The organism is Flavobacterium galactosidilyticum (assembly GCF_020911945.1).
Lineage (GTDB): Bacteria > Bacteroidota > Bacteroidia > Flavobacteriales > Flavobacteriaceae > Flavobacterium > Flavobacterium galactosidilyticum.
Genome location: NZ_CP087135.1, coordinates 1,646,078 through 1,666,714 on the forward strand (window position 1 = coordinate 1,646,078; position 20,637 = coordinate 1,666,714).

General features: G+C 33.8%; 23 protein-coding genes, 1 tRNA gene and 1 pseudogene. 11 read left to right on the forward strand and 14 right to left on the reverse strand.

All coding sequences use genetic code 11. The features are described from left to right. The first annotated feature begins 1 nt into the window (after position 1). The gene (locus LNP27_RS07175) at positions 2-865 is read left to right on the forward strand and encodes a glycoside hydrolase family 25 protein (protein ID WP_229943915.1); all 864 of its coding nucleotides are present in this window, start codon (positions 2-4) and stop codon (positions 863-865) included. Positions 866-874: 9 nt separating this feature from the next. On the opposite strand, the gene LNP27_RS07180 is transcribed toward LNP27_RS07175, so the two are convergent. The 5 genes from LNP27_RS07180 to LNP27_RS07200 form a co-directional block, all read right to left on the reverse strand. Beyond that, positions 875-1,102, reverse strand: coding sequence for a DUF5808 domain-containing protein (locus tag LNP27_RS07180; RefSeq protein ID WP_229943916.1), 228 nt, complete (start codon positions 1,100-1,102; stop codon positions 875-877). 56 nt (positions 1,103-1,158) lie between these two features. Then, positions 1,159-1,899 carry an LPS export ABC transporter ATP-binding protein gene (lptB, locus tag LNP27_RS07185; RefSeq protein WP_229943917.1) on the reverse strand — a complete coding sequence of 247 codons (741 nt, stop codon included), beginning with the start codon at positions 1,897-1,899 and terminating at the stop codon, positions 1,159-1,161. Positions 1,900-1,984: 85 nt separating this feature from the next. Continuing rightward, positions 1,985-2,329 (reverse strand): carboxymuconolactone decarboxylase family protein, encoded by a 345-nt coding sequence (locus LNP27_RS07190; protein WP_229943918.1) that lies wholly within the window; start codon positions 2,327-2,329, stop codon positions 1,985-1,987. Then, complete coding sequence (tatC, locus tag LNP27_RS07195; protein ID WP_229943919.1) at positions 2,322-3,137, reverse strand: twin-arginine translocase subunit TatC; 816 nt, start codon at positions 3,135-3,137, stop codon at positions 2,322-2,324. The genes LNP27_RS07190 and tatC overlap by 8 nt, the downstream gene beginning before the upstream one ends. After that, positions 3,137-4,102 carry a KpsF/GutQ family sugar-phosphate isomerase gene (locus LNP27_RS07200; protein WP_229943920.1) on the reverse strand — a complete coding sequence of 322 codons (966 nt, stop codon included), beginning with the start codon at positions 4,100-4,102 and terminating at the stop codon, positions 3,137-3,139. The genes tatC and LNP27_RS07200 overlap by 1 nt, the downstream gene beginning before the upstream one ends. Before the next feature lie 85 nt (positions 4,103-4,187). Between LNP27_RS07200 and recQ the strand changes: the two genes are divergently transcribed. Then, on the forward strand, positions 4,188-6,383 hold the full coding sequence (recQ, locus tag LNP27_RS07205; protein WP_229943921.1) for a DNA helicase RecQ: 2,196 nt from the start codon (positions 4,188-4,190) through the stop codon (positions 6,381-6,383). A gap of 80 nt (positions 6,384-6,463) precedes the next feature. Here the strand turns inward: recQ and LNP27_RS07210 are convergent, their stop codons facing one another. After that, a complete protein-coding gene (locus tag LNP27_RS07210; protein ID WP_229943922.1) occupies positions 6,464-6,703 on the reverse strand; it encodes a hypothetical protein in 240 nt (79 codons plus the stop codon). 169 nt (positions 6,704-6,872) lie between these two features. On the opposite strand from LNP27_RS07210, the gene LNP27_RS07215 reads away from it, so the two are divergent. Continuing rightward, on the forward strand, positions 6,873-8,435 hold the full coding sequence (locus LNP27_RS07215) for an NAD(P)/FAD-dependent oxidoreductase (RefSeq protein WP_229943923.1): 1,563 nt from the start codon (positions 6,873-6,875) through the stop codon (positions 8,433-8,435). A gap of 106 nt (positions 8,436-8,541) precedes the next feature. Here the strand turns inward: LNP27_RS07215 and msrA are convergent, their stop codons facing one another. Together msrA and msrB are read right to left on the reverse strand one after the other, a co-directional pair. Continuing rightward, positions 8,542-9,168, reverse strand: a complete 627-nt coding sequence (msrA, locus tag LNP27_RS07220) for a peptide-methionine (S)-S-oxide reductase MsrA (RefSeq protein ID WP_229943924.1) — start codon at positions 9,166-9,168, stop codon at positions 8,542-8,544. Between the two features lie 2 nt (positions 9,169-9,170). Then, entirely contained in the window at positions 9,171-9,731 is a 561-nt protein-coding gene (gene msrB / locus LNP27_RS07225) for a peptide-methionine (R)-S-oxide reductase MsrB (RefSeq protein ID WP_229943925.1), read from the reverse strand. Between the two features lie 368 nt (positions 9,732-10,099). On the opposite strand from msrB, the gene idi reads away from it, so the two are divergent. The 7 genes from idi (at position 10,100) to LNP27_RS07260 (ending at position 13,608) form a co-directional block, all read left to right on the forward strand. Continuing rightward, a complete protein-coding gene (idi, locus tag LNP27_RS07230) occupies positions 10,100-10,639 on the forward strand; it encodes an isopentenyl-diphosphate Delta-isomerase (RefSeq protein WP_229943926.1) in 540 nt (179 codons plus the stop codon). Positions 10,640-10,673: 34 nt separating this feature from the next. Next, entirely contained in the window at positions 10,674-11,084 is a 411-nt protein-coding gene (locus LNP27_RS07235; protein ID WP_229943927.1) for a 6-pyruvoyl trahydropterin synthase family protein, read from the forward strand. After that, the gene (locus LNP27_RS07240) at positions 11,084-11,542 is read left to right on the forward strand and encodes a peroxiredoxin (RefSeq protein WP_229943928.1); all 459 of its coding nucleotides are present in this window, start codon (positions 11,084-11,086) and stop codon (positions 11,540-11,542) included. The genes LNP27_RS07235 and LNP27_RS07240 overlap by 1 nt, the downstream gene beginning before the upstream one ends. Before the next feature lie 29 nt (positions 11,543-11,571). Further along, positions 11,572-12,540, forward strand: coding sequence for a type I phosphomannose isomerase catalytic subunit (locus LNP27_RS07245; RefSeq protein WP_229943929.1), 969 nt, complete (start codon positions 11,572-11,574; stop codon positions 12,538-12,540). A gap of 68 nt (positions 12,541-12,608) precedes the next feature. Continuing rightward, a complete protein-coding gene (locus LNP27_RS07250) occupies positions 12,609-12,875 on the forward strand; it encodes a hypothetical protein (protein ID WP_099713324.1) in 267 nt (88 codons plus the stop codon). Positions 12,876-12,953: 78 nt separating this feature from the next. Next, positions 12,954-13,027: transfer RNA gene (locus tag LNP27_RS07255), tRNA-Thr, on the forward strand. Positions 13,028-13,152: 125 nt separating this feature from the next. Then, positions 13,153-13,608: a hypothetical protein gene (locus LNP27_RS07260; protein ID WP_229943930.1), complete on the forward strand. Its 456-nt coding sequence runs from the start codon at positions 13,153-13,155 to the stop codon at positions 13,606-13,608. Positions 13,609-13,804: 196 nt separating this feature from the next. Here LNP27_RS07260 and LNP27_RS07265 read toward each other — a convergent pair whose 3' ends face one another. After that, positions 13,805-14,764, reverse strand: coding sequence for a fasciclin domain-containing protein (locus LNP27_RS07265; RefSeq protein ID WP_229943931.1), 960 nt, complete (start codon positions 14,762-14,764; stop codon positions 13,805-13,807). Between the two features lie 356 nt (positions 14,765-15,120). Between LNP27_RS07265 and LNP27_RS07270 the strand changes: the two genes are divergently transcribed. Then, positions 15,121-15,837, forward strand: a complete 717-nt coding sequence (locus tag LNP27_RS07270) for a toxin-antitoxin system YwqK family antitoxin (RefSeq protein ID WP_229943932.1) — start codon at positions 15,121-15,123, stop codon at positions 15,835-15,837. 140 nt (positions 15,838-15,977) lie between these two features. On the opposite strand, the gene LNP27_RS07275 is transcribed toward LNP27_RS07270, so the two are convergent. The 5 genes and pseudogenes from LNP27_RS07275 to nirK form a co-directional block, all read right to left on the reverse strand. Beyond that, on the reverse strand, positions 15,978-17,201 hold the full coding sequence (locus LNP27_RS07275) for an alginate export family protein (RefSeq protein ID WP_229943933.1): 1,224 nt from the start codon (positions 17,199-17,201) through the stop codon (positions 15,978-15,980). Between the two features lie 45 nt (positions 17,202-17,246). Then, complete coding sequence (locus tag LNP27_RS07280) at positions 17,247-17,915, reverse strand: SCO family protein (protein WP_229943934.1); 669 nt, start codon at positions 17,913-17,915, stop codon at positions 17,247-17,249. Beyond that, on the reverse strand, positions 17,912-18,718 hold the full coding sequence (locus LNP27_RS07285; protein ID WP_428979013.1) for a formylglycine-generating enzyme family protein: 807 nt from the start codon (positions 18,716-18,718) through the stop codon (positions 17,912-17,914). The genes LNP27_RS07280 and LNP27_RS07285 overlap by 4 nt, the downstream gene beginning before the upstream one ends. A 26-nt stretch (positions 18,719-18,744) precedes the next feature. Further along, positions 18,745-19,026: pseudogene (locus tag LNP27_RS07290) on the reverse strand (c-type cytochrome); the annotation flags it as partial. Positions 19,027-19,160: 134 nt separating this feature from the next. Then, positions 19,161-20,630: a copper-containing nitrite reductase gene (nirK, locus tag LNP27_RS07295; RefSeq protein WP_428979017.1), complete on the reverse strand. Its 1,470-nt coding sequence runs from the start codon at positions 20,628-20,630 to the stop codon at positions 19,161-19,163. Positions 20,631-20,637: the final 7 nt, after the last annotated feature.

Sequence of the window (20,637 nt, forward strand, 5' to 3'; positions counted from 1 at the left end):
AATGAGAAAAAAAGTAGTTAGTAAAAGGACTTCGGTAGTGCGTAAACGCCAAAGAAAGAAAGGTGTTTTCTCAGGTAAGTTACTGCGTTATTCGATTATTTTATTCCTAATTGCTTTGATAATAGGTGTAGGTTTTCATTATCAGAATGGTTTAGCTTATTATTTTAGTTTTAAGTCGAATCGAGTGATCAAAGCAGAAAGTGAAGCCAAACGCATTTCTGATGTTCGCAATTTTCAAGTTTTAGAAAAACATGAAGGTAAGAGTATTGGTATTGATGTCAGTGAGTATCAAGGAAAGATAAGTTGGTCATATGTTGATACAATCGAGAAAAAATATCCATTACACTTTGTTTTTATTCGTGCGACAGTTGGGAAAGACCGCCCGGACAGACAGTTTGAAAGGAATTGGCGTGGCGCCAAAGAAAATAAAATGATTCGTGGTGCTTATCATTATTATCGCCCAAATGAAAATTCGCTCGAGCAAGCAGAACTTTTTATTACGACTGTTACGCTTGAAAAAGGAGATTTACCGCCTGTTTTAGACATTGAAAAATTACCTAAAAATCAATCTATCGCTAATCTTAAGTTGGGTTTGAAGCGATGGCTACAAACGGTAGAATCGCATTATGGTGTGAAGCCTATCATTTATACAGGTGAACGCTATTATGATGATTTCTTAAAAGAAGAATTTAGTGATTATCTTTTTTGGATTGCAAATTATAACTTCTACAGAGAGGAAATTGACTCAAACTGGCTTTTTTGGCAATTTACAGAGAAAGCCTCCATACCAGGAATCAAAGGTAATGTTGATGTCAATATCTATAATGGAGATTTACAACAATTGCAATTTATTACGGTAGAGTAGGTGCAGTATTTATTGTTTTTGTAAAGCTAATGTGATAATCAATACTAACGCGATCAATAAAACGCTTACAGACATTGGATTAGCAAAATTCACAGTCCAGCCCATCCATGCAATTCTTTTGGGCGGAAAAATACGATTGTCTTTTTTATTATAATAGAAAATTCCCCAAATCCAATTGTGTGGGTCTTGGTGCCATTCTCTTTTGGTCTCTTCTGATGGTTTTTGTTTGTTTTCCATTTTTTTTAAGAAATTAAGATTGGTACACTTTAAAAATTGAATGTTTTTAAACAGAATTAAAACTCAAGTTTTTTCTTTCTTAGCTCAAAGTTTTGTCCAAGATATACGCGACGTACCATTTCATCCTCCACTAATTCCTCCGGTATTCCAGCTTTAAGAATTCCTCCTTCAAACATTAAATAGGTTTTGTCTGTAATTGCAAGGGTTTCTTGTACGTTGTGATCTGTAATCAAAATACCTATATTCTTGTTTTTTAGTTGGGCTACAATGCGCTGAATATCCTCAACAGCAACTGGGTCAACACCTGCAAAAGGTTCGTCTAGTAGTATGAATTTAGGATCGGTAGCAAGACAACGTGCAATTTCCGTACGACGACGTTCTCCTCCAGAAAGTAAATCACCTCGATTCGTACGAATGTGTTGCAAACTAAACTCATCGATTAAACTTTCCATTTTGGCCTCTTGTTCTGCTTTGGAAAGTTTTGTCAATTGCAAAACACTCAATATATTATCTTCAATGCTTAATTTTCTAAAAACAGATGCTTCTTGTGCTAAATAACCTATTCCTTGTTGAGCTCTTTTGTACATAGGATAATCTGTAATATCTAGATCATCTAAAAAGATATTGCCTGAATTTGGTTTAACCAACCCAACAATCATATAAAAAGAGGTAGTTTTTCCAGCACCGTTTGGGCCTAAAAGTCCAACGATTTCTCCTTGATTCACTTCCACCGAAATGCCTTTTACAACACTACGTCCTTTATAAGTTTTGACTAGATTTTCGGCTCTTAATTTCATGTTTATAGGTTTAATCGTTAACTAAAACCAAAGAAACGAATTTCGCTTCTTTGGTTTTAGTTTTTAACTTCAATTTTAGAATTTTCTAATTATTTTCTAATGCTTCCCAGAATTCGTATGCTCTGCGCAAATGAGGTACTACAATAGTTCCACCTACTAGCGTGGCAATTCCCATTGCTTCCATCATTTCTTCTTTAGTTACACCTTCCTTATGGCTGGTTTCTAAGTGATACTTTACGCAGTCGTCACAACGCAAAACGGCTGAAGCTACAAGACCTAGTAATTCTTTCGTTTTTACATCTAACGCTCCCGCAGCATACGCATTAGTGTCCAAGTTGAAAATTCTCTTTACAATTTTATTATTGTCTGCCAATAATTTCTCGTTCATTTTAGAACGGTATTCGTTGAATTCTTCTATTATATCAGCCATTTATTTTGTTTTGATTTTTCACTACTATTTTTGAAATTAAAATGCTCACTTCATATATTATAAGCATAGGGATTGTAACAATTATTTGGCTTACAACATCTGGCGGAGTCACAATTGCTGCAACGATTAAGATTATAATAACAGCATATTTCCAGTATTTTCTTAAAAATTCTGGTGTTACTAAACCTAGTTTAGTCAAGAAATAAATAATTATTGGTAATTCGAAAAATAATCCACAAGCGATAACACTCGTTTTGACCATCCCGATATACGAATCAATGCTAAATTGGTTTTTTACTACTGCACTGACAGAAAAAGTGGCAAAAAAGTTAACGGACATCGGCACTATGACATAATAGCCAAACAGAACGCCTAAGAAAAATAGTAAGGAAGACGAAAAAATAAAAAGTTTGGCATGCTTTTTTTCGGTTTCATATAAGGCAGGACTGATAAACTTCCAAATTTCCCATAGTATAAAGGGAAAGCCAAGAATGAAACCTGCGGTTATACAAGTCCAAATCAAGACATTAATTTGTCCCTCAACATTCGTGTTTTGGATAATAAATGGCATCTCGGTCACACAAATATTTTCAGCAAAACCTAATTGATTGGATAAATCACAGAAAAATCGATAGGTTATAAAATTTGGACTTGTAGGGCCAAAAATAATTTCATCGAAAATATAATCACTTACAAAAAAAGTGAAAGTTGCCACAATTAATATTGCAATTGTACTGCGAACCAATAACCATCGTAATTCTTCAAGATGGTCTAAGAACGACATTTCGTTTAAGTTTTTTTTAGCCATTATACGATTCCTTCTTTTAAAATGTCATGTAAATGTAGTACGCCTTTATAATCGCCACCATCAACAACAACTAATTGTGTTATGGAGAAATTTTCCATTATGTTCAACGCGTCCACTACCATCGCATCAGACGAAGTTATTTTTGCGTTCTTTGTCATAATATCAACTGCGGTCAAATCAGCAAAAGTATCTCTCTCATTTAGCATTCGTCTGATATCACCGTCAGTAATAATGCCTATTACTACATTATTGTCCACTACAGCAGTTACGCCAAGGCGCTTTTCTGATATTTCAAAAATAACTTCCTTAATAGATGCATTTGGAGGTACCATTGGTTTTAAGCTATGTTCCAGCATATCTTTTACGCGAAGTAATAATTTCTTACCTAACGCGCCGCCAGGATGGTAAACTGCAAAATCTTCGGGTTTAAAATCACGCATTTCCATCAGGCAAACAATAAGTGCATCACCCATAACTAATTGTGCGGTAGTGCTGTTTGTAGGCGCTAGATTGTTTGGACATGCTTCAGAATCGACTGTAGTATTCAGAATAATATCAGATCCTTTTGCTAAAAAAGAAGCGATATTACCTGTTATTGCGATCAAAGTGTTTCCAAATCGTTTCAACAAAGGAACTAGAACTTTAATTTCTGGACTGTTGCCACTTTTTGAAATGCAAATAATCACATCTTCGCTTTGAATCATGCCTAAATCGCCATGTATTGCCTCCGATGCGTGCAAAAATAGCGATGGTGTACCAGTAGAATTGAATGAAGCAACCATCTTTTGAGCAATAATGGCACTTTTCCCTATGCCAGTTACGACTAGTCGTCCCTTAGAATTATAGATTCTTTGCGTGGCTTCAATAAAGTTTTCGTCCAGAAAATCAGCTAGTTTCGCTATAGATTGGCTTTCCGATAGAATTGTGTTTTTGGCGCTAGCCAATATGTTTTCTTTAGTAATCAAAACAGAATAATTAAAATTTGTATGTGTAAAAGAAATTTGTATCTTTAGATGTTGCAAATTTATACAAAATACCACGTAATAAAGAATGAATCCAAACGAAATTGACATACACAAAGAATTAAAGAAGTATTTTGGCTTTAGCCAATTCAAAGGATTGCAGGAACAAGTCATAAAAAGTATACTGAACCAGCAGAATACCTTTGTGATTATGCCCACAGGAGGAGGAAAATCGCTTTGTTATCAATTGCCTGCTTTAACTCAAGAAGGAACTGCTATAGTAGTTTCGCCTCTAATTGCTTTAATGAAAAATCAGGTAGATGCGATCAGAAGTTTATCTTCGGAAAATGGAATCGCCCATGTGCTAAATTCTTCACTTACAAAAACTGAAATTGCTCAAGTTAAAAAAGATATTACATCAGGATTAACTAAATTGCTGTACGTTGCGCCTGAATCATTAACTAAAGAGGAATATGTCAATTTTCTTAAAAAGGTTACTATCTCTTTCGTAGCCATTGATGAAGCCCATTGTATATCAGAATGGGGACATGATTTTAGACCAGAATACAGGAATCTTAAGCATATTATTAAACAATTAGGCGATGTTCCTATCATTGGCTTGACCGCTACTGCTACTCCAAAAGTGCAAGAGGATATATTGAAAAATCTTGATATGACTGATGCGAATACTTTTAAAGCATCTTTTAACAGACCTAATTTATACTACGAAGTACGTACTAAAACTAAAAATATCGAATCGGATATTATTCGTTTCATAAAACAACACAAAGGAAAATCAGGTATTATTTACTGTTTGAGCCGCAAAAAAGTAGAGGCTATTGCCGAGGTTTTGCAAGTCAACGGAATAAGTGCTGTACCTTATCATGCAGGATTAGATGCAAAAACTCGTGCTAAACATCAAGATATGTTCCTTATGGAAGATGTAGATGTAGTGGTAGCAACGATCGCTTTCGGAATGGGAATTGATAAACCCGATGTGCGTTTTGTGATTCATCATGATATTCCCAAATCTCTTGAAAGTTATTATCAAGAAACGGGACGTGCAGGCCGTGACGGTGGCGAAGGGCATTGTTTAGCCTATTACTCTTATAAGGATGTCGAAAAATTAGAAAAATTCATGTCGGGAAAACCAGTTGCTGAGCAGGAAATAGGCTTTGCTCTGTTGCAGGAAGTCGTGGCTTACGCCGAAACTTCTATGTCAAGACGCAAGTTTTTACTCCACTATTTCGGTGAAGAATTTGACGATGTTACTGGCGAAGGTGCTGATATGGATGATAATGTTCGCAATCCGAAAACAAAAGTTGAAGCTCAAGATCAAGTTGTGAAACTTCTGCAAGTTGTACGAGATACTAAACATTTATACAAATCTAAAGAAGTTGTTTTTACTTTAATTGGACGTGTAAATGCAGTCATAAAAGCGCATAGAACTGATGTACAATCATTTTTTGGTTGTGGTGTAGGCCACGATGAAAAATACTGGATGGCTTTGTTGAGACAAGTCTTAGTTTCAGGTTATTTATCAAAAGATATCGAGACTTACGGAATTGTAAAAATCACAAAAAAAGGATTGGATTTTATCAAAAATCCTGAATCTTTTATGATGTCTGAAGATCATGAATATAATGAAATTGTTGATGGTGCTATTGTAACAGCAGCTAAGTCAACAGCCGTTGCTGATGAGGTACTTATGGGTATGTTGAGAGACTTACGAAGAAAAGTAGCTAAAAAAGTGGGTGTTCCTCCTTTTGTAGTTTTTCAAGATCCTTCGTTAGAAGATATGGCTTTAAAATATCCTGTTTCGCAAGAAGAAATGATTAATATCCATGGAGTAGGGGAAGGAAAAGCTAAGAAATACGGCAAAGAATTTCTTGAATTAATTAGCAGGTATGTTGAAGATAATGACATTGTAAGACCTGATGATTTAGTAGTAAAATCAACTGGTGTTAATTCTGTCAATAAATTATATATTATACAGAATATTGACCGCAAACTCGCTCTTACAGATATTGCTTCGGCAAAAGGTTTAAGTATGGATGCTCTGATAAAAGAAATGGAGCAAATTGTTTATTCTGGAACTAAGTTGAATATTAAATATTGGATTGACGATATGCTTGATGATGATCAGCAAGAAGAAATTCACGATTACTTTATGGAATCAGAGTCTGATAATATAGAAGCTGCCCTAAAAGAATTTGATGGCGACTATGATCTTGACGAATTACGTTTGATGCGAATTAAGTTTATTAGTGAAGTAGCGAATTAAAAAGAAAGAAATTTTAATACATATAGATTCCAAATTCTAACTACTTATATTGTTAGAATTTGGAGTTTTTTATTTGGAATTTATCCTTCATAAACTTCACCTCGATGTGGTTTTAAAGTATTACGAACAGCAATCATATTTTCGTCCGTTACTACCATAAAGGCTATAGCATACATTTCATTGATTATTTGAAAACCGGTGATATTAATTGGTAGTTTTTTTATGGTAATGTATTCCTTTAAGTGAATTTCATGATGCTCAGCAGTTTTTGCGGAAGCTGGTCCACGGAAATCCCAGATTAGTTTTATTTTTCTAGACATATTTTTATGAATTATAAAGGTTCTTTCTTTTAATCTCCAAAGTTACAAAGTCTAATTTGAAAAAGCATTTCGGATTCAAGAACTAATTTCACTTCAAAATACTACTTTTGCACTTTGTTTTCGTTATTTGAATAAACAAAATAACAAAGCAATGATTAAACAATAAAAAATGCCACACGAACTTCTATTACAAGTTACTCCCGAAATTGCTGCCAACGAATTGTTGCTAAAAGAATATTTGTCAAAACAAATCAAAGTTGCTGTCAATGAAATTCAGCATGTTTCTATTTTGAAACGATCTATTGATGCGCGTCAAAAATCAGTAAAAATAAATTTAAAAGTTTTAATTTTTTTAAAAGGAGAAACTTTTCAAGAAACTAAATTCCAGCTTCCTGACTACAAAAATGTTTCGAATGCGCAAGAAGTAATTGTTGTGGGCGCTGGACCCGCAGGATTATTTGCCGCTTTACAATTGATAGAAGTGGGTTTGAAACCAATAGTTATAGAGCGCGGAAAAGATGTTCGTGGACGTCGTCGCGATTTGAAAGCGATCAATGTAGATCATGTTGTAAACGAAGATTCTAATTATTGTTTTGGCGAAGGTGGTGCAGGAACTTACTCTGATGGGAAATTATATACTCGTTCAAAAAAACGAGGCGATGTAACTCGAATTTTGGAATTATTTGTTGCTTTTGGTGCTACTCCAGATATTTTAATAGATGCTCATCCGCACATAGGGACGAATAAGTTACCTCAAATCATTCAAGACATTCGCGAGAAAATTATTGAATTTGGAGGGCAAGTTTTATTCGAAACAAGACTAACAGATATTCTAATAAAAAATAATGAAGTGCAAGGAATTGTTACTCAAAAGGGAGATACAATTCTTGCTAACAAAATAATTCTTGCTACAGGCCATTCTGCCCGTGATATTTATGAATTATTGGATAAAAAGGAAGTTTTTATTGAAGCAAAGCCTTTTGCCTTGGGAGTAAGAGCGGAACATCCACAATCATTAATTGATAGTATCCAGTATAGTTGTGATTACCGTGGTGAACATTTACCGCCCGCGCCTTATTCTATTGTAAAGCAGGTAAATGGTCGCGGAATGTATTCGTTTTGTATGTGTCCAGGTGGAGTTATTGCGCCATGTGCGACAAGTCCTGGCGAAGTGGTTACTAACGGTTGGTCACCTTCTAAACGTGATCAAATTACCGCTAATTCTGGGATTGTAATAGAATTGAAATTGGAGGATTTTAAACCATTTGCTAAATTTGGCGCTTTGGCTGGAATGGAATTCCAAAAAAATATTGAGCAGAAAGCATGGCATTTAGCGGGAGAAAGTCAAAAAGTTCCTGCACAGCGTATGATCGATTTTACTCAAAACAGAGTTTCAGCCGATATTCCTAAAACATCGTATGTTCCTGGAACTACTTCGGTGGAAATGGGGCAGGTTTTTCCCGGCTTTTTAAGTCAAATTTTAAGAGAAGGTTTTACGGAATTCGGTAAATCGATGCGTGGGTACTTGACTAATGAAGCGATACTTCATGCACCTGAATCTAGAACATCATCGCCTGTACGAATCCCTAGAGATTTATATAGCTATGAGCATTTGCAAATAAAGGGTTTGTATCCGTGCGGAGAAGGAGCAGGTTATGCAGGTGGTATTATTTCGGCAGCTATTGATGGTGAAAAATGTGCATTGATTATCGCTGAAGTTTTAAAAAAATAATAAAAATCATATTCTTCTAAATCAAATTTTTTTTGAAGAAATGCTGTATTAAATAAAATAGGAAAACCGTCTTGCTTTTTTTGCGAGACGGTTTTCTTGTTTTATCCTATTTTTTATTTTTCAATCGGTCTTTAAATAATTTTTCAAACTTTTCTATTTTAGGCTGAATAACTAATTTACAATACGGCTGACTTTTATTGTTTGCGTAATAATTCTGCTGGTAATTTTCAGCTTTATAAAATTGGGTTAACGGTTCTAGTGTTGTTACAATTGGACTGTCGTAAATTTTTCCTTTTTTAAGCGCATTAATTATTGATTGAGCAGCTTTTTTTTGTTCTTCATTTTTATAAAAAATAGCGGAGCGATATTGTGTTCCCACATCAGCGCCTTGGCGATTTAGAGTAGTAGGATCATGCACGGTAAAAAAGACATTGAAAATTTCGTCCAAATTAGTAACGTTCTTGTCGTATGTAATCTGAACTACTTCAGCGTGACCTGTTTTTCCAGTTGAAACTTCTTCATAAGTAGGATTTGGCATTTTTCCACCCGCATATCCTGAAACTACTGATTTTACTCCATCTAAATTTTCATAAATAGCCTCAACACACCAGTAACAGCCACCAGCTATAGTGATGGTTTCAAGATTGGATTGTTTTACCTTTTTATCTGTTGTGTTTTTTTGTGCGAACAAACTAAATGTTGTCAATATGCACATTAAAAATATTTTTTTCATAATTATTTCGTGTCAGGTATAAAGTCAAGAGCAATTGAATTCATGCAATATCTTTTTCCAGTTGGTTCAGGTCCGTCGTCAAAAAGATGCCCTAAGTGACCATCGCATCGTCCGCAAAGTGCTTCAATTCTTTCCATTCCAAGGGAATTGTCCGTTTTGAAGACTACACTATTTTTGCTTTCTTGTTCAAAGAAACTTGGCCAACCGCAAGTGCTAGAAAATTTTGCGCCAGAGCGGAATAATTTGTTGCCACAAGCTGCACAGTAATAGGTTCCTTTGACGTCAGTGTTCCAGTATTTTCCTGTAAAAGGTCGCTCTGTATCCGCCTTACGAGTTACGTCATACACATCTTCGGGTAAAACTTTTTTCCATTCAGCATTGCTAATGTTTAGTTTTGTCGTATCGGTATTTGAATAATAGGGATTCCCAGGTTTTTCTATTTTATTTTCCATAGTTATGGCGTTTTTTGTATTTTTCTGTTTTTTTATATTCTGACCACACGCGGTAAACATGAATAAAGGAAGCATTAATAAAAGACTGAAAAATTGAGTTTTTGTTTTCATAATTAGTATATTTTTTTTTGTTGAATTAGCAAAGTTGTTAGCAGTGCATTATTCGTTAAATTTCTTTGTGTTAAACTCACATTCTCTTTGTTTTCAAAGCAAAGATAAACTGATAATGCGTTGATGTAAGTGATATGCGCTATAATTTAATATTGATTTAAGTAAGGTTTAACTATTTGTATTTACGTTTATATTGCGAATTTGGTTTTTAAATTTAGCTATATTATCAAGTTTTAGTAGTCTTCTAGTTAAGAATTCCTTTATAATCAAAAGCTTGTTGATTAGTGAACGTGAACAAAACGAAACAGAACGTTAAAGGCTGGTTCGCTAATTTTCTTTTTTGTATTTTTGAAGTGAAATACATTGATATGATAGAAGAGAACGTAATTTTAGTTAATGAAAGTGATGAGCAAATAGGATTAATGCCAAAACTTGAAGCACATGAAAAAGCAGTTTTACATCGTGCCTTTTCTGTTTTTATCTTAAACAGTAAAAACGAAATCATGTTGCAGCAGCGTGCGCATCACAAATATCATTCGCCTTTGTTGTGGACAAACACCTGCTGCAGTCATCAGCGCAACGGAGAAACAAATATTCAAGCAGGCAGTCGAAGATTATTTGAGGAAATGGGTTTTAAAGTAGCACTTAAAGAACTTTTTCATTTTATATACAAAGCGCCTTTTGATAATGGTTTAACGGAACATGAATTAGATCATGTTATGATTGGGTACTATAATGATGCACCAGTAATTAATCCGGATGAAGTTGAAAGTTGGAAATGGATGAAAATTGAGGATGTTAAAAAAGATATGGAAATTTATCCTGAGCTATATACGATTTGGTTCAAAATAATTTTTGATGAGTTTTATCACTTTTTAGAAGAAAGCAGAAGTCCTTTAGCGACATAAGGTTACTAATATAACAGCTAACGTAAACCATTTTATGAGAGTTACTATTTCAAGAAAAGCCCATTTTAATGCGGCACATAGATTATATAGAAAAGATTGGAGTTTCGAACAAAATGATGCGATTTTTGGTAAGTGTAATAATCCTAATTTTCATGGACACAATTACGATTTGATTGTAAGTGTGACGGGTGAAATTGATCCAGAAACGGGATATGTTATGGATGTTAAATTTCTTAGCGATATTATTAAAGAAGATGTAGAAAATCAATTTGATCATAAAAATCTAAATTTAGATGTTCCGGAATTTCAAGATTTGAATCCAACTGCAGAAAATATTGTAGTTGTTATTTGGAATAAAATAAGAAAAAGAATTAAACCTGAATTCGATTTAGAAGTCGTTTTGTACGAAACCCCTCGAAATTTTGTAACCTATAAAGGAGAATAATGGAATTGAAAATAGGAGATAAAATCCCGAATTTTACCGCTAAAGATACTAACGGTAATGATTTTGATAGTCAGAATATCGTTGGCCAAAAACCATTAGTGATTTATTTTTATCCAAAAGATAATACTCCTGGTTGTACTACTCAAGCATGCAGTTTTAGAGATCAATACGAAGATTTTAAAGATCTTGGTGCTGAAGTTATAGGTATTAGTAGTGATACGGTTGCTTCGCATTTAAAGTTCAGCAAACAATATAAATTGCCGTTTATCCTTTTGTCTGATTTTGATAAAAAAATCAGAAAATTATTTGGAGTTCCTACAGGAATGTTTGGTTTGCTGCCAGGACGAGTGACTTATGTAACTGATAAAAATGGTGTTGTTCAAATGATTTTTGATAGCATGTTAGCTGCAAAGCATATTCCTAAAGCGCTCGAAGCAATTAAAAAATTAGTTGTTTAATTTTGTCAAGATAAAAAAAATAAAAGTAGATGAATTCAAAAATATATCCTTTACAATTTAATCCCATTTTAAAAGAAAGAATTTGGGGTGGCGAAAAGCTAAAAATAGAACTTAACAAACCAATCACGTCTAATATTACTGGCGAAAGTTGGGAAATATCGACTGTAAAAGGGGATGTTAGTATTATTGCTAACGGAGATTTAAAAGGTAAGTCATTGATGGATGTTATTAATGACAATCCAAATGAGATTTTAGGAACTGAAGTATATGCTCGTTTCGGGAAGGAATTTCCATTACTTTTTAAATACTTAGATGCTCGCGAAGATTTGTCAATTCAGGTTCATCCAAATGATGCTTTAGCTAAAAAGCGCCATGATTCTTTTGGTAAAACTGAAATGTGGTACATCATGCAGGCTGATGAAGATGCGCGCATAATTGTTGGTTTCAAAAAAAATTCGAATGCAGCTGAATATTTAGAAAATCTAGAAAATAAAACTTTACTCTCTATTTTAGATGATGTGAAAGTTAAATCAGGAGATGTTTTCTTTTTAGAAACTGGTACTGTTCATGCAATTGGAGCTGGTTTAGTTGTTGCAGAGATACAACAAACATCTGATATTACGTATCGATTGTATGACTTTGATAGAGTAGATGCTCAAGGCGCTACAAGAGAGCTGCACGTTGATTTAGCTCTAGAAGCAATAAATTATAATGTAGTAGAAACGAAAAAAGACTATACTAAAGATTTAAATAAGTCTAACCCGGTAGTGGAATGTCCTTATTTTACGACTAATTTTATTCCACTAGACGGAAAGATTGCTGTAAATAAGAATGGTAAAAGTTTTACTGTTTATATGTGTATCGATGGACAATTTGAAATAGAATATAATGATGCTGTTTATAAATATAAAAAAGGAGATACGCTATTAATTCCAGCTGGAATAAGTCAATTGATTATCAGCGGAAAAGCTTCAATTTTAGAAATTTACATTTCATAGCCCGTAATAGAAAGATTATGTGTACTTTTGCACACGCAAATGAAAATTCAAATTTTAAAAAAATAAAAATGGCAAACGTTAAGAATTTAAAAAAAGACATCAACTACGTTTTAGGAGATATTATTGAAGCAGTTTACTTGTTCGAAATTTCTACAACTGGAAAACCAACAACAGAAACTAATGATTTAATTGATGAGGCTATTGCTGCTTTTGACGCTTTGATCACTAAAGTGAACGCAAAAAAAGTTGAAAACAAAAAAGCACACTTCAAACAAATCAATGTTGAATTGGAACAAACTGCTAATCAATTGATTGCTAAAATCAACGAATTGTAGTTGAAAAAAAAGCAAAAAAAGTTTGAATTTCTTTTGGAAATTAGAAATTCACCCTTATATTTGCACCCGTAATGAGTCGCCAGCGTAGCTCAGTTGGCTAGAGCAGCTGATTTGTAATCAGCAGGTCGTGGGTTCGAGTCCCTCCGCCGGCTCTTAATAAAACCACTTAACTAAAGTTAAGTGGTTTTTTGTTTTTAGTAGAATCGTAATTAATTTGTTTTTATGTTATGTCTTAATTTTTTTGTTAAATTTGAAATCTAACTTAAAACTAAAAATTATGGACGAACAATCAGTTATTGGAAATTTCGAGATGAAGCTTAATGAGTCGGCAAAAGACTTTTTGAAAGAAACTGCAAAATGGGCCTACTTTTTATCTATCATTGGATATATAGGAATTGGTTTTATTGTTTTAATAGCTTTATTTGCTGGAACAATATTTAGTGGTATGGGTAGAACAAGTTCAATGTTAGGCTTTGCGGGTTCTTCTTTTGGGATTTTTATCACTTTCCTTTACATAGTAATGGCGGTGGTTTATTTCTTTCCTGTCTATTATTTAAATAAATTTGCTGCTAATGCTAAAGCAGCGTTACGAGATAATGATTCAGAAGTATTGATTACTTCTTTAGGATATTTAAAATCGCATTATAAATATATTGGAATTATGACGGTGATTATTTTTTCACTCTATCTTTTTATGTTTTTTGGAATGTTTATTACAAGGTTATTGTTTTAATGGTAACTATTAAATATTTTTTTTCTTTAGATCTGATTAATTCTGTTTAAATCACTGAAAACCAAAAAAAAAACTATCTTACTTCAAAAGATTTTTTTATATAAAAAAGATGGATTATAAACCATGAGGTTTACAGTCCGTCTTTTCAAAATTTGACTTATTTAAAAGTCGGGAATTAACAACTAACCTATTTTTCTTAGAACGTTGGTAAAAGTACTTTGTCAATTGCGTGAATTACTCCATTTGAACATTGCACATCAGTTATAATAATGTTGGACACTCTATTCCTAGCATCTTTTATTTTTGCACCACCTGTTAATTGAATAGTAAATGTTTGTGCTGGTGTTAAAATTGGAGTTACTATTTGCCCTTCTGTCAAAGTTGCTGCTAGTACATTTGCGCCGCTTACTACATGATATTGTAGCACTTTAGTCAAGTTAGCTGCTGATACGCTAGCAATTCCACCAGGAGCTAGTTCTGTATTTAGAGCAGTAAAAGCTGCGTTAGTTGGTGCAAATACTGTAAATGAACCTGTTCCTGATAAAGTGCCTACGAAATTTGGCTGTCCTGAACCTGTTAAAGCGCCTACGAGAGAAGTGAAATTTTTGTTAGCAAGAGCATGTGTTACAACTGTTGGTAATCCAATTACTGCATCAACTACATGTATAACTCCGTTAGAAGCCATTACATCAGCGGTAGTAACTGTAGCCACGCCGTTTAATTTGACACCTGATGTGATATCAACATACATGCTTAAATTATTAGTGGCAGAAGCACTTCCTTTAGCTAATGTTTTAATATAAGTTGTCGTCAAAGCTGTCGATTTTACTGAGCCACTTACGACGTGGTTTAATAAAATTTGTGTCAATACATCTTTAGGTACATCATTAATAGTTGCGTAGGGAGTTGTTTTCAAAAAGGCAGTAAATGCTGCATCTGTTGGTGCAAAAACTGTAAATGGACCAGCTCCTTTTAAAGTTGTTGCTAAATCTGCACGGGTTAATGCTTGTACTAAAATTTTTAAATTTTCATTTTTAACTGCTAATCCTGTAATGGTATTATCTACTGGCATAGGGTCGTCATTATTATCGCATGATACGAATCCAATTGCGATAAGCATAAGTGCTAATACTTTTAATTTTAATAGATTTTTCATAATGTTTGTTTTTTGTTTAAATAGGTTTAAATAGTTGTTTTTCTGTAACTGTTTATAAAATTACAATAAAGATTAAACAAAAATAATATTTTATGAATTACTTGTTATTTGTTTAACCTCTATTAGTTAGTTACTTAGCGTGCTTGTATTGTGATATGTGCCTTTTTGAAATATTTTTTGTAAAAAGTGTTTTAAGAAAAATTAAACAATATATAATAGTGATTTTTTTATGCAATTAAGGTAGTAAGTACATTGGCTTTTAAATGAGCTGATTTGCATCATTCTAATTTTATAGATGGTTTACAATAAAAAGGACTTAAATTTGTTTGAATAATGTGAATTTTAGAACTATCCAAATGAAAAATAAAAGAATATTGTTTTTGTGTCTGTTTGTACTAATGCAGTTATCTGTCTTTAGGGTTAGCGCTCAAACTGATTTTAATAAATTAGACGATAAAGGACTGAAGAACGGTCTTTGGAAAGGAGCGTATGAAGAATCAAAACGACCACGTTATGAAGGAACTTTTGTGCATGGAAAAGAAATTGGCATTTTCAAGTTTTATGATGATACTAAAGCTAAAACTGTAATAGCAACTAGAGAGTTTGATCCTAAAGATAATTCAGCTTATACTATCTTTTACAATCAGAAAAATAGTAAAGTGAGTGAAGGAAAAGTGGTAAACAAACAATTTGAAGGACTATGGAAATATTACCATTTAGATTCACAATCAATCATGTGTACTGAAAATTACAGTAAGGGAAAACTAGAAGGTTTGCGTACTTCCTTCTATATTAACGGTAAAATAGCAGAAGAAATCATGTACAAAAATAATTTAAAAAATGGTTTTTATAAAAAATATACAGAGAAAGGTGATGTGCTGGAAGAATCTAATTTCAAGAATGATGTATATGAAGGGTTAGCGATCTTCCAGGATGGTAATGGTATTATGGTCTCAAAAGGTCAGTTTGTTAATGGTAAGAAAGAAGGGATTTGGCAGTTTTATGAAAAAGGCAAAATGATCAAAGAAGTAAATATGAGCTTTTCGGCTAACGAGATAAAGTCAAAAAAGTAGCCGTATTTATCTTTATAAAGTATCCATAGCATTTATTAAAAATAGTAGATGCTATTTTTTCAGCATAAACTTTTACCCGAATAAAAAAGGGGCAATCAAAGTGTATTGATTGCCCCTTTTTGTTGAATTAATAAAAGGTATTATTTTGAAGTGAAAATTCTTGGACTAAATGAGACCATTACCCAAACCCAATTATTGGTGTCTGATGCATTAGCAACAGTCTTAATGCGCTCTAAGGTTGATGAGCCAAACATTTGTGAATATCCTGCCATAGCAACAATATCTTTTTGAACAGTATAAGCAGCGGTCAAATCTAACTCTGTTCCTAGATAAGCATCCATTTTTTGGCTAGTTGCGTTTAGTACTGTATTTGGTGCATTAAAGATATGCGGTATACATGCAAATTGCCATTTATTAAAAGTATAGTTTAATTTTAGGTAGGTATCATTTAAACCAACACTGTTTTGGTGATTTCCAACGTAAAAATAATCCATAAAACCATTAAAGCCATGGTTAGTACCAAAAAGAGGAGTGAACGATTTATTATTTGAACTAAAATCATTTTGATCTTTCCCTGAAAGGTATTCATGTCCTAAACCAACTTTAAATTCTTTTGAAGCTTCGTAGCCAAAATAAGCTCCAGCATACCAAGCATTAACGTTTTTGTCAGCTGATTCCCCTGTTTGACCATAAACACCTAAATTGATGTCCCATTGTTTTTCCTTAAAAGTAAGGTACGTCCCAAAGGTTTGTTTATAATCTACTTCTAAATCTGTAGGTGTTTTTTGAAACTCATAACCTGTATTCAAAAGTAATAAACTCATTCCTACTTTGTCTAGTTTGGTATGATACCAAGCATATTGCATGGATTTATAGTTAGTTGTATAAGGCGTTTTTGGAGCAACTAGATTTTCTGCATTGGCGTTTAACGCAAATCCTAAATCTAACTGATTGCTTTTACGATGGAATGAGATCAAGGCTGCATCATGGTTTTGGCCTTGTTGTGACCAGTCAATTTCGCCTAATATACGTTGGTTGTCATAGGATATAACTTGGCGTCCTATACGTGTTGACCATTCAGGATTCAAATCATATTGTGCCCAAGCTTCAAAAATAGCAATTCCATTTTTGTCTGACGCTGTTGTTGTCGCAACATCTCCCCAAGTACGAACATTTTGTAGCGTTAACTTGGTTTTTAATTTATCTTGGCCAAAATTAAAATTAAGGCGAGACCGCTGTGATATGAATGAAGTAGCCTCTTCGCCGTTTGAAATTAAATTTTTATACCCATTTCTGTACTCAAAACGTGGTCTTAATTGTAAATTGGCGTCAAATTCTTGGGCGTAAGTTATTGCGCTTATCATTATTAGAAATGATAAACTAATTTTTTTGAAAGATTTCATGGTGGATTAGTTTAGCTTGTTAGCTTCTTCTGTAATTTTACTTATTGTTGGATCTGAATTTACACCCAGACCTTCTTGCTGATAGGCAAGTTCTCCTTCAGCGTTAAATACACTTATAATATTGGAGTGAGAAAAGTCGATGGGATCTATTTTTTTGTAGTTTACTGCTAGAACCGCGGCAAACTCGCGTGTATTTTCTTCTGTGGAACGAAGGAAAACCCATTGATCTCCAGTCATTTTATTTTCAGCGGCAAATGCTTTTAGTCTTTTAGGAGTGTCCACTTCAGGATCAATACTCACAAGCACAAACTTTACATTGTCTTTTTTCTTCGCAGGTATGCGTTGTTCGATGTTCCTCATATCGGCTACAAGTCTTGGACAAGCGGCTTTACAAGAGGTATAAATCATTACCATTACTAGTACTTTACCTTTCAGGTCCTTCATTTCGAGATTTTTACCATCTTGATTAGTCCATTGTGAAGGAAGGTTGTAAATGGATAAATCTGAAATTGGTTTATCTTCATCTTTGTCTTTTTCTACTCTTTTATTACATGATTGAAGTGATATAAATATAGAAGCTACTATTAAAAAAATTAGTTTAGTGCTACTGAAATTAATTTTGAAGAATGCTTTACAATCTCCTATTACACTTGAATTGGATTGGTTTAATTTCATTTTTTTGATTTTTGAGTTGGTTTTACACCCTCTTTTATGTCTTTTGCACATCTGAAGCCAAGATTTCTTGTACTGTAATTGGCCTTAAGACTTCCTCTAAAGGCATAACGCATAAAGGCTGCATAATTCATTAAATCGGTTGCATTTACTGAAGCGCTTCCGCAAAATAGATTTTTGTCTGAATCTTTGTCTTTTCTGGATTCACCAGAAAGAAAAATACTATTGAAATCAGAAGTCCATTCCCAAACTAATCCATGCATATCGTAAACACCCCAATAGTTTTTGAAGGTTGCTCCTACAGGATTAGCATAAGTATTTGGTTTCTCATACCAAGACATTATGTATTTATTAAAACTTTCTTTAGTGCGGGCATCAATTCGTTTTTCATCTGCCATGGCTACATATTCCCATTCGTCCATAGTAGGTAATCTGCCTCCTTGCCATTCGCAATATTTTTTGGCTGCGAACCAAGATACATTTGTTACTGGAGCATTAGGTAAATTATTTTTTCCGAAATTGAAATCGCTTTCCCATTGTGATAGATAGCTTTTATCGGCAAAAATTCCTTTGATTTTAGAACGGCTGTACTGAGGATTTTTCTTTACAAATTCGAGGAATTGAGCATTGGTAACCGGATATACATCAAGATAAAACGCCTTGACTTGAACTGGTGTTTTAGTTGTGGCACCATAAAGGGGAACAAATGTTCCCCCTTTGATAGTTACCATTTTAGCTCCTTGAGCCAACAGCGATGTTGCTATTAATAATAGAAATAATGATAAAACTATTTTATTTTTCAACATGGCTATTTTTTTTAATTTTAAATGTATTATTTTCTTTGTGCTTTGACCATGGCTGGTGTTACAACAGTTTTGTTATTACCCCAACTTGCGTAAACATAAGTCATTGCGTCAGCAATTTGTTGATCGCTTAAAGCTTGTGCAGGCATTTCAGCATTGTATTTTTTGCCATTCACTGTAATAGGTCCTTTAAGTCCTTTTACAACTCCCTTAATTGATCTGTTTACATCTTTGTTTAAGTAATCTGATTTAGCTAAAGGAGGGAAAGCGCCAGGTATTCCTAAGCCTGTTGCTTGGTGACAAGCTACACAAACTTGGTTATAAATTTTTTTCCCTTTATCTACATTTTGGCTATATCCTTGTAAAGCCAAGGCCATCATTGCGATTGTAAAAAAGTACTTTTTCATTTTCTTATTTTTTTAGTATTGTTTTATTTAATTATTTATTATTCATGAATGTCTTTCACTTTTTGAACTGGTTTAGCCCTAAGTTCTTTTACTTTTGCTGGAGTTACCACAGTTTTGTTATTTCCCCAACTGTTATATACGTAAGTTAAAACATCAGCTACTTCATCGTCAGTAAGATTTTGACTTGTCATCACGTTATTGTATTTTTTACCATTTACAGTAATCTCACCACTCAATCCATGTAAAACTGCATTTACAGCTCTGTCAGCATTAGCATTCAAATAATCTGATTTGGCTAACGGAGGAAAAGCGTTAGGAACTCCTTGCCCTTCAGTTTGGTGACATGCTGAACATGTTCTTCCATACAATGCTTTACCAGATGTAACTTGTTGTGCAACTGTTTTAGTAACAGCTACTTTTGGTGCGCCATTTACTTTTGGCATATTTTGAATTGTTCCACCTTCAGGTAAATAAATTCCTTCTTGTATTGTTCCAGAATATACTTTTTTGTTTTCTTCTCCTTCTACTTTTAACATTCCAAGCGCTCCTTTGTTGAATGCTCTAAAGATAGAGTGATCCACCAAAATAAATGTTCCAGGAACCTCAACTTTAAATTCTACTATTGCAGCACCACCAGCTGGGATTAATGTAGTTTGAACATTTTTATTAATCAAATCTCCACCTTCAACGTGCACTCTATCAAATATTTCTCCAATTGCGTGAAACGATGATACTAAGTTAGGTCCACCATTACCCATATAAATACGTACAGTTTCTCCTTTTTTAGCTGTCAATGATTTATCACCTGTTAGCGCTCCTACTTTTCCGTTAAATACTACGTAATCAGGTTGTTCTTTAATAGCTTTATCCATGTCAAATGGTTGATTTCCAGGTTCTCCATAAGCGCCTTTGGTATAGAAATCGCCTTGCATGATGTAGTACTCCTTGTCCACTGGAGGTAATCCACCTTCTGGCTCTACTAAAATCAAACCGTACATTCCGTTTGCAATGTGCATACCTACTGGAGCAGTTGCGCAATGGTAAACATATAACCCAGGATTTAATGTTTTAAAATTAAATACTTTTTCGTGTCCTGGTGCAACAAGTGAAGAAGTTGCTCCACCACCTGGTCCTGTAACAGCATGTAAATCGATGTTGTGAGGCATTTTGTTATCTGGGTGGTTTTTTAGGTGAAATTCTACTTCATCACCAACACGAGTTCTAATAAAACTTCCAGGAACTGATCCGCCAAATGTCCAGTAGGTATATTTTACACCATCTACCATTTCGCCTTCTTTTTCAGTAATCTCCATGTTAACTACTAGTTTCATAGCAGGGCGATCGCCAACTGGTTTTGGTACAAAAGGTGGAGCTGTAAGTTCAGCAACTTTTTGACCATCTACTTTAATGCTTTCATAATATTTTGCATCTTTTTCTTCTTTTTTAGAACATGAAAAAAGTCCGATAGCGAGAATAAGTACTGCAGCAATTAACCTGCTTTTTTGCATAAAATTG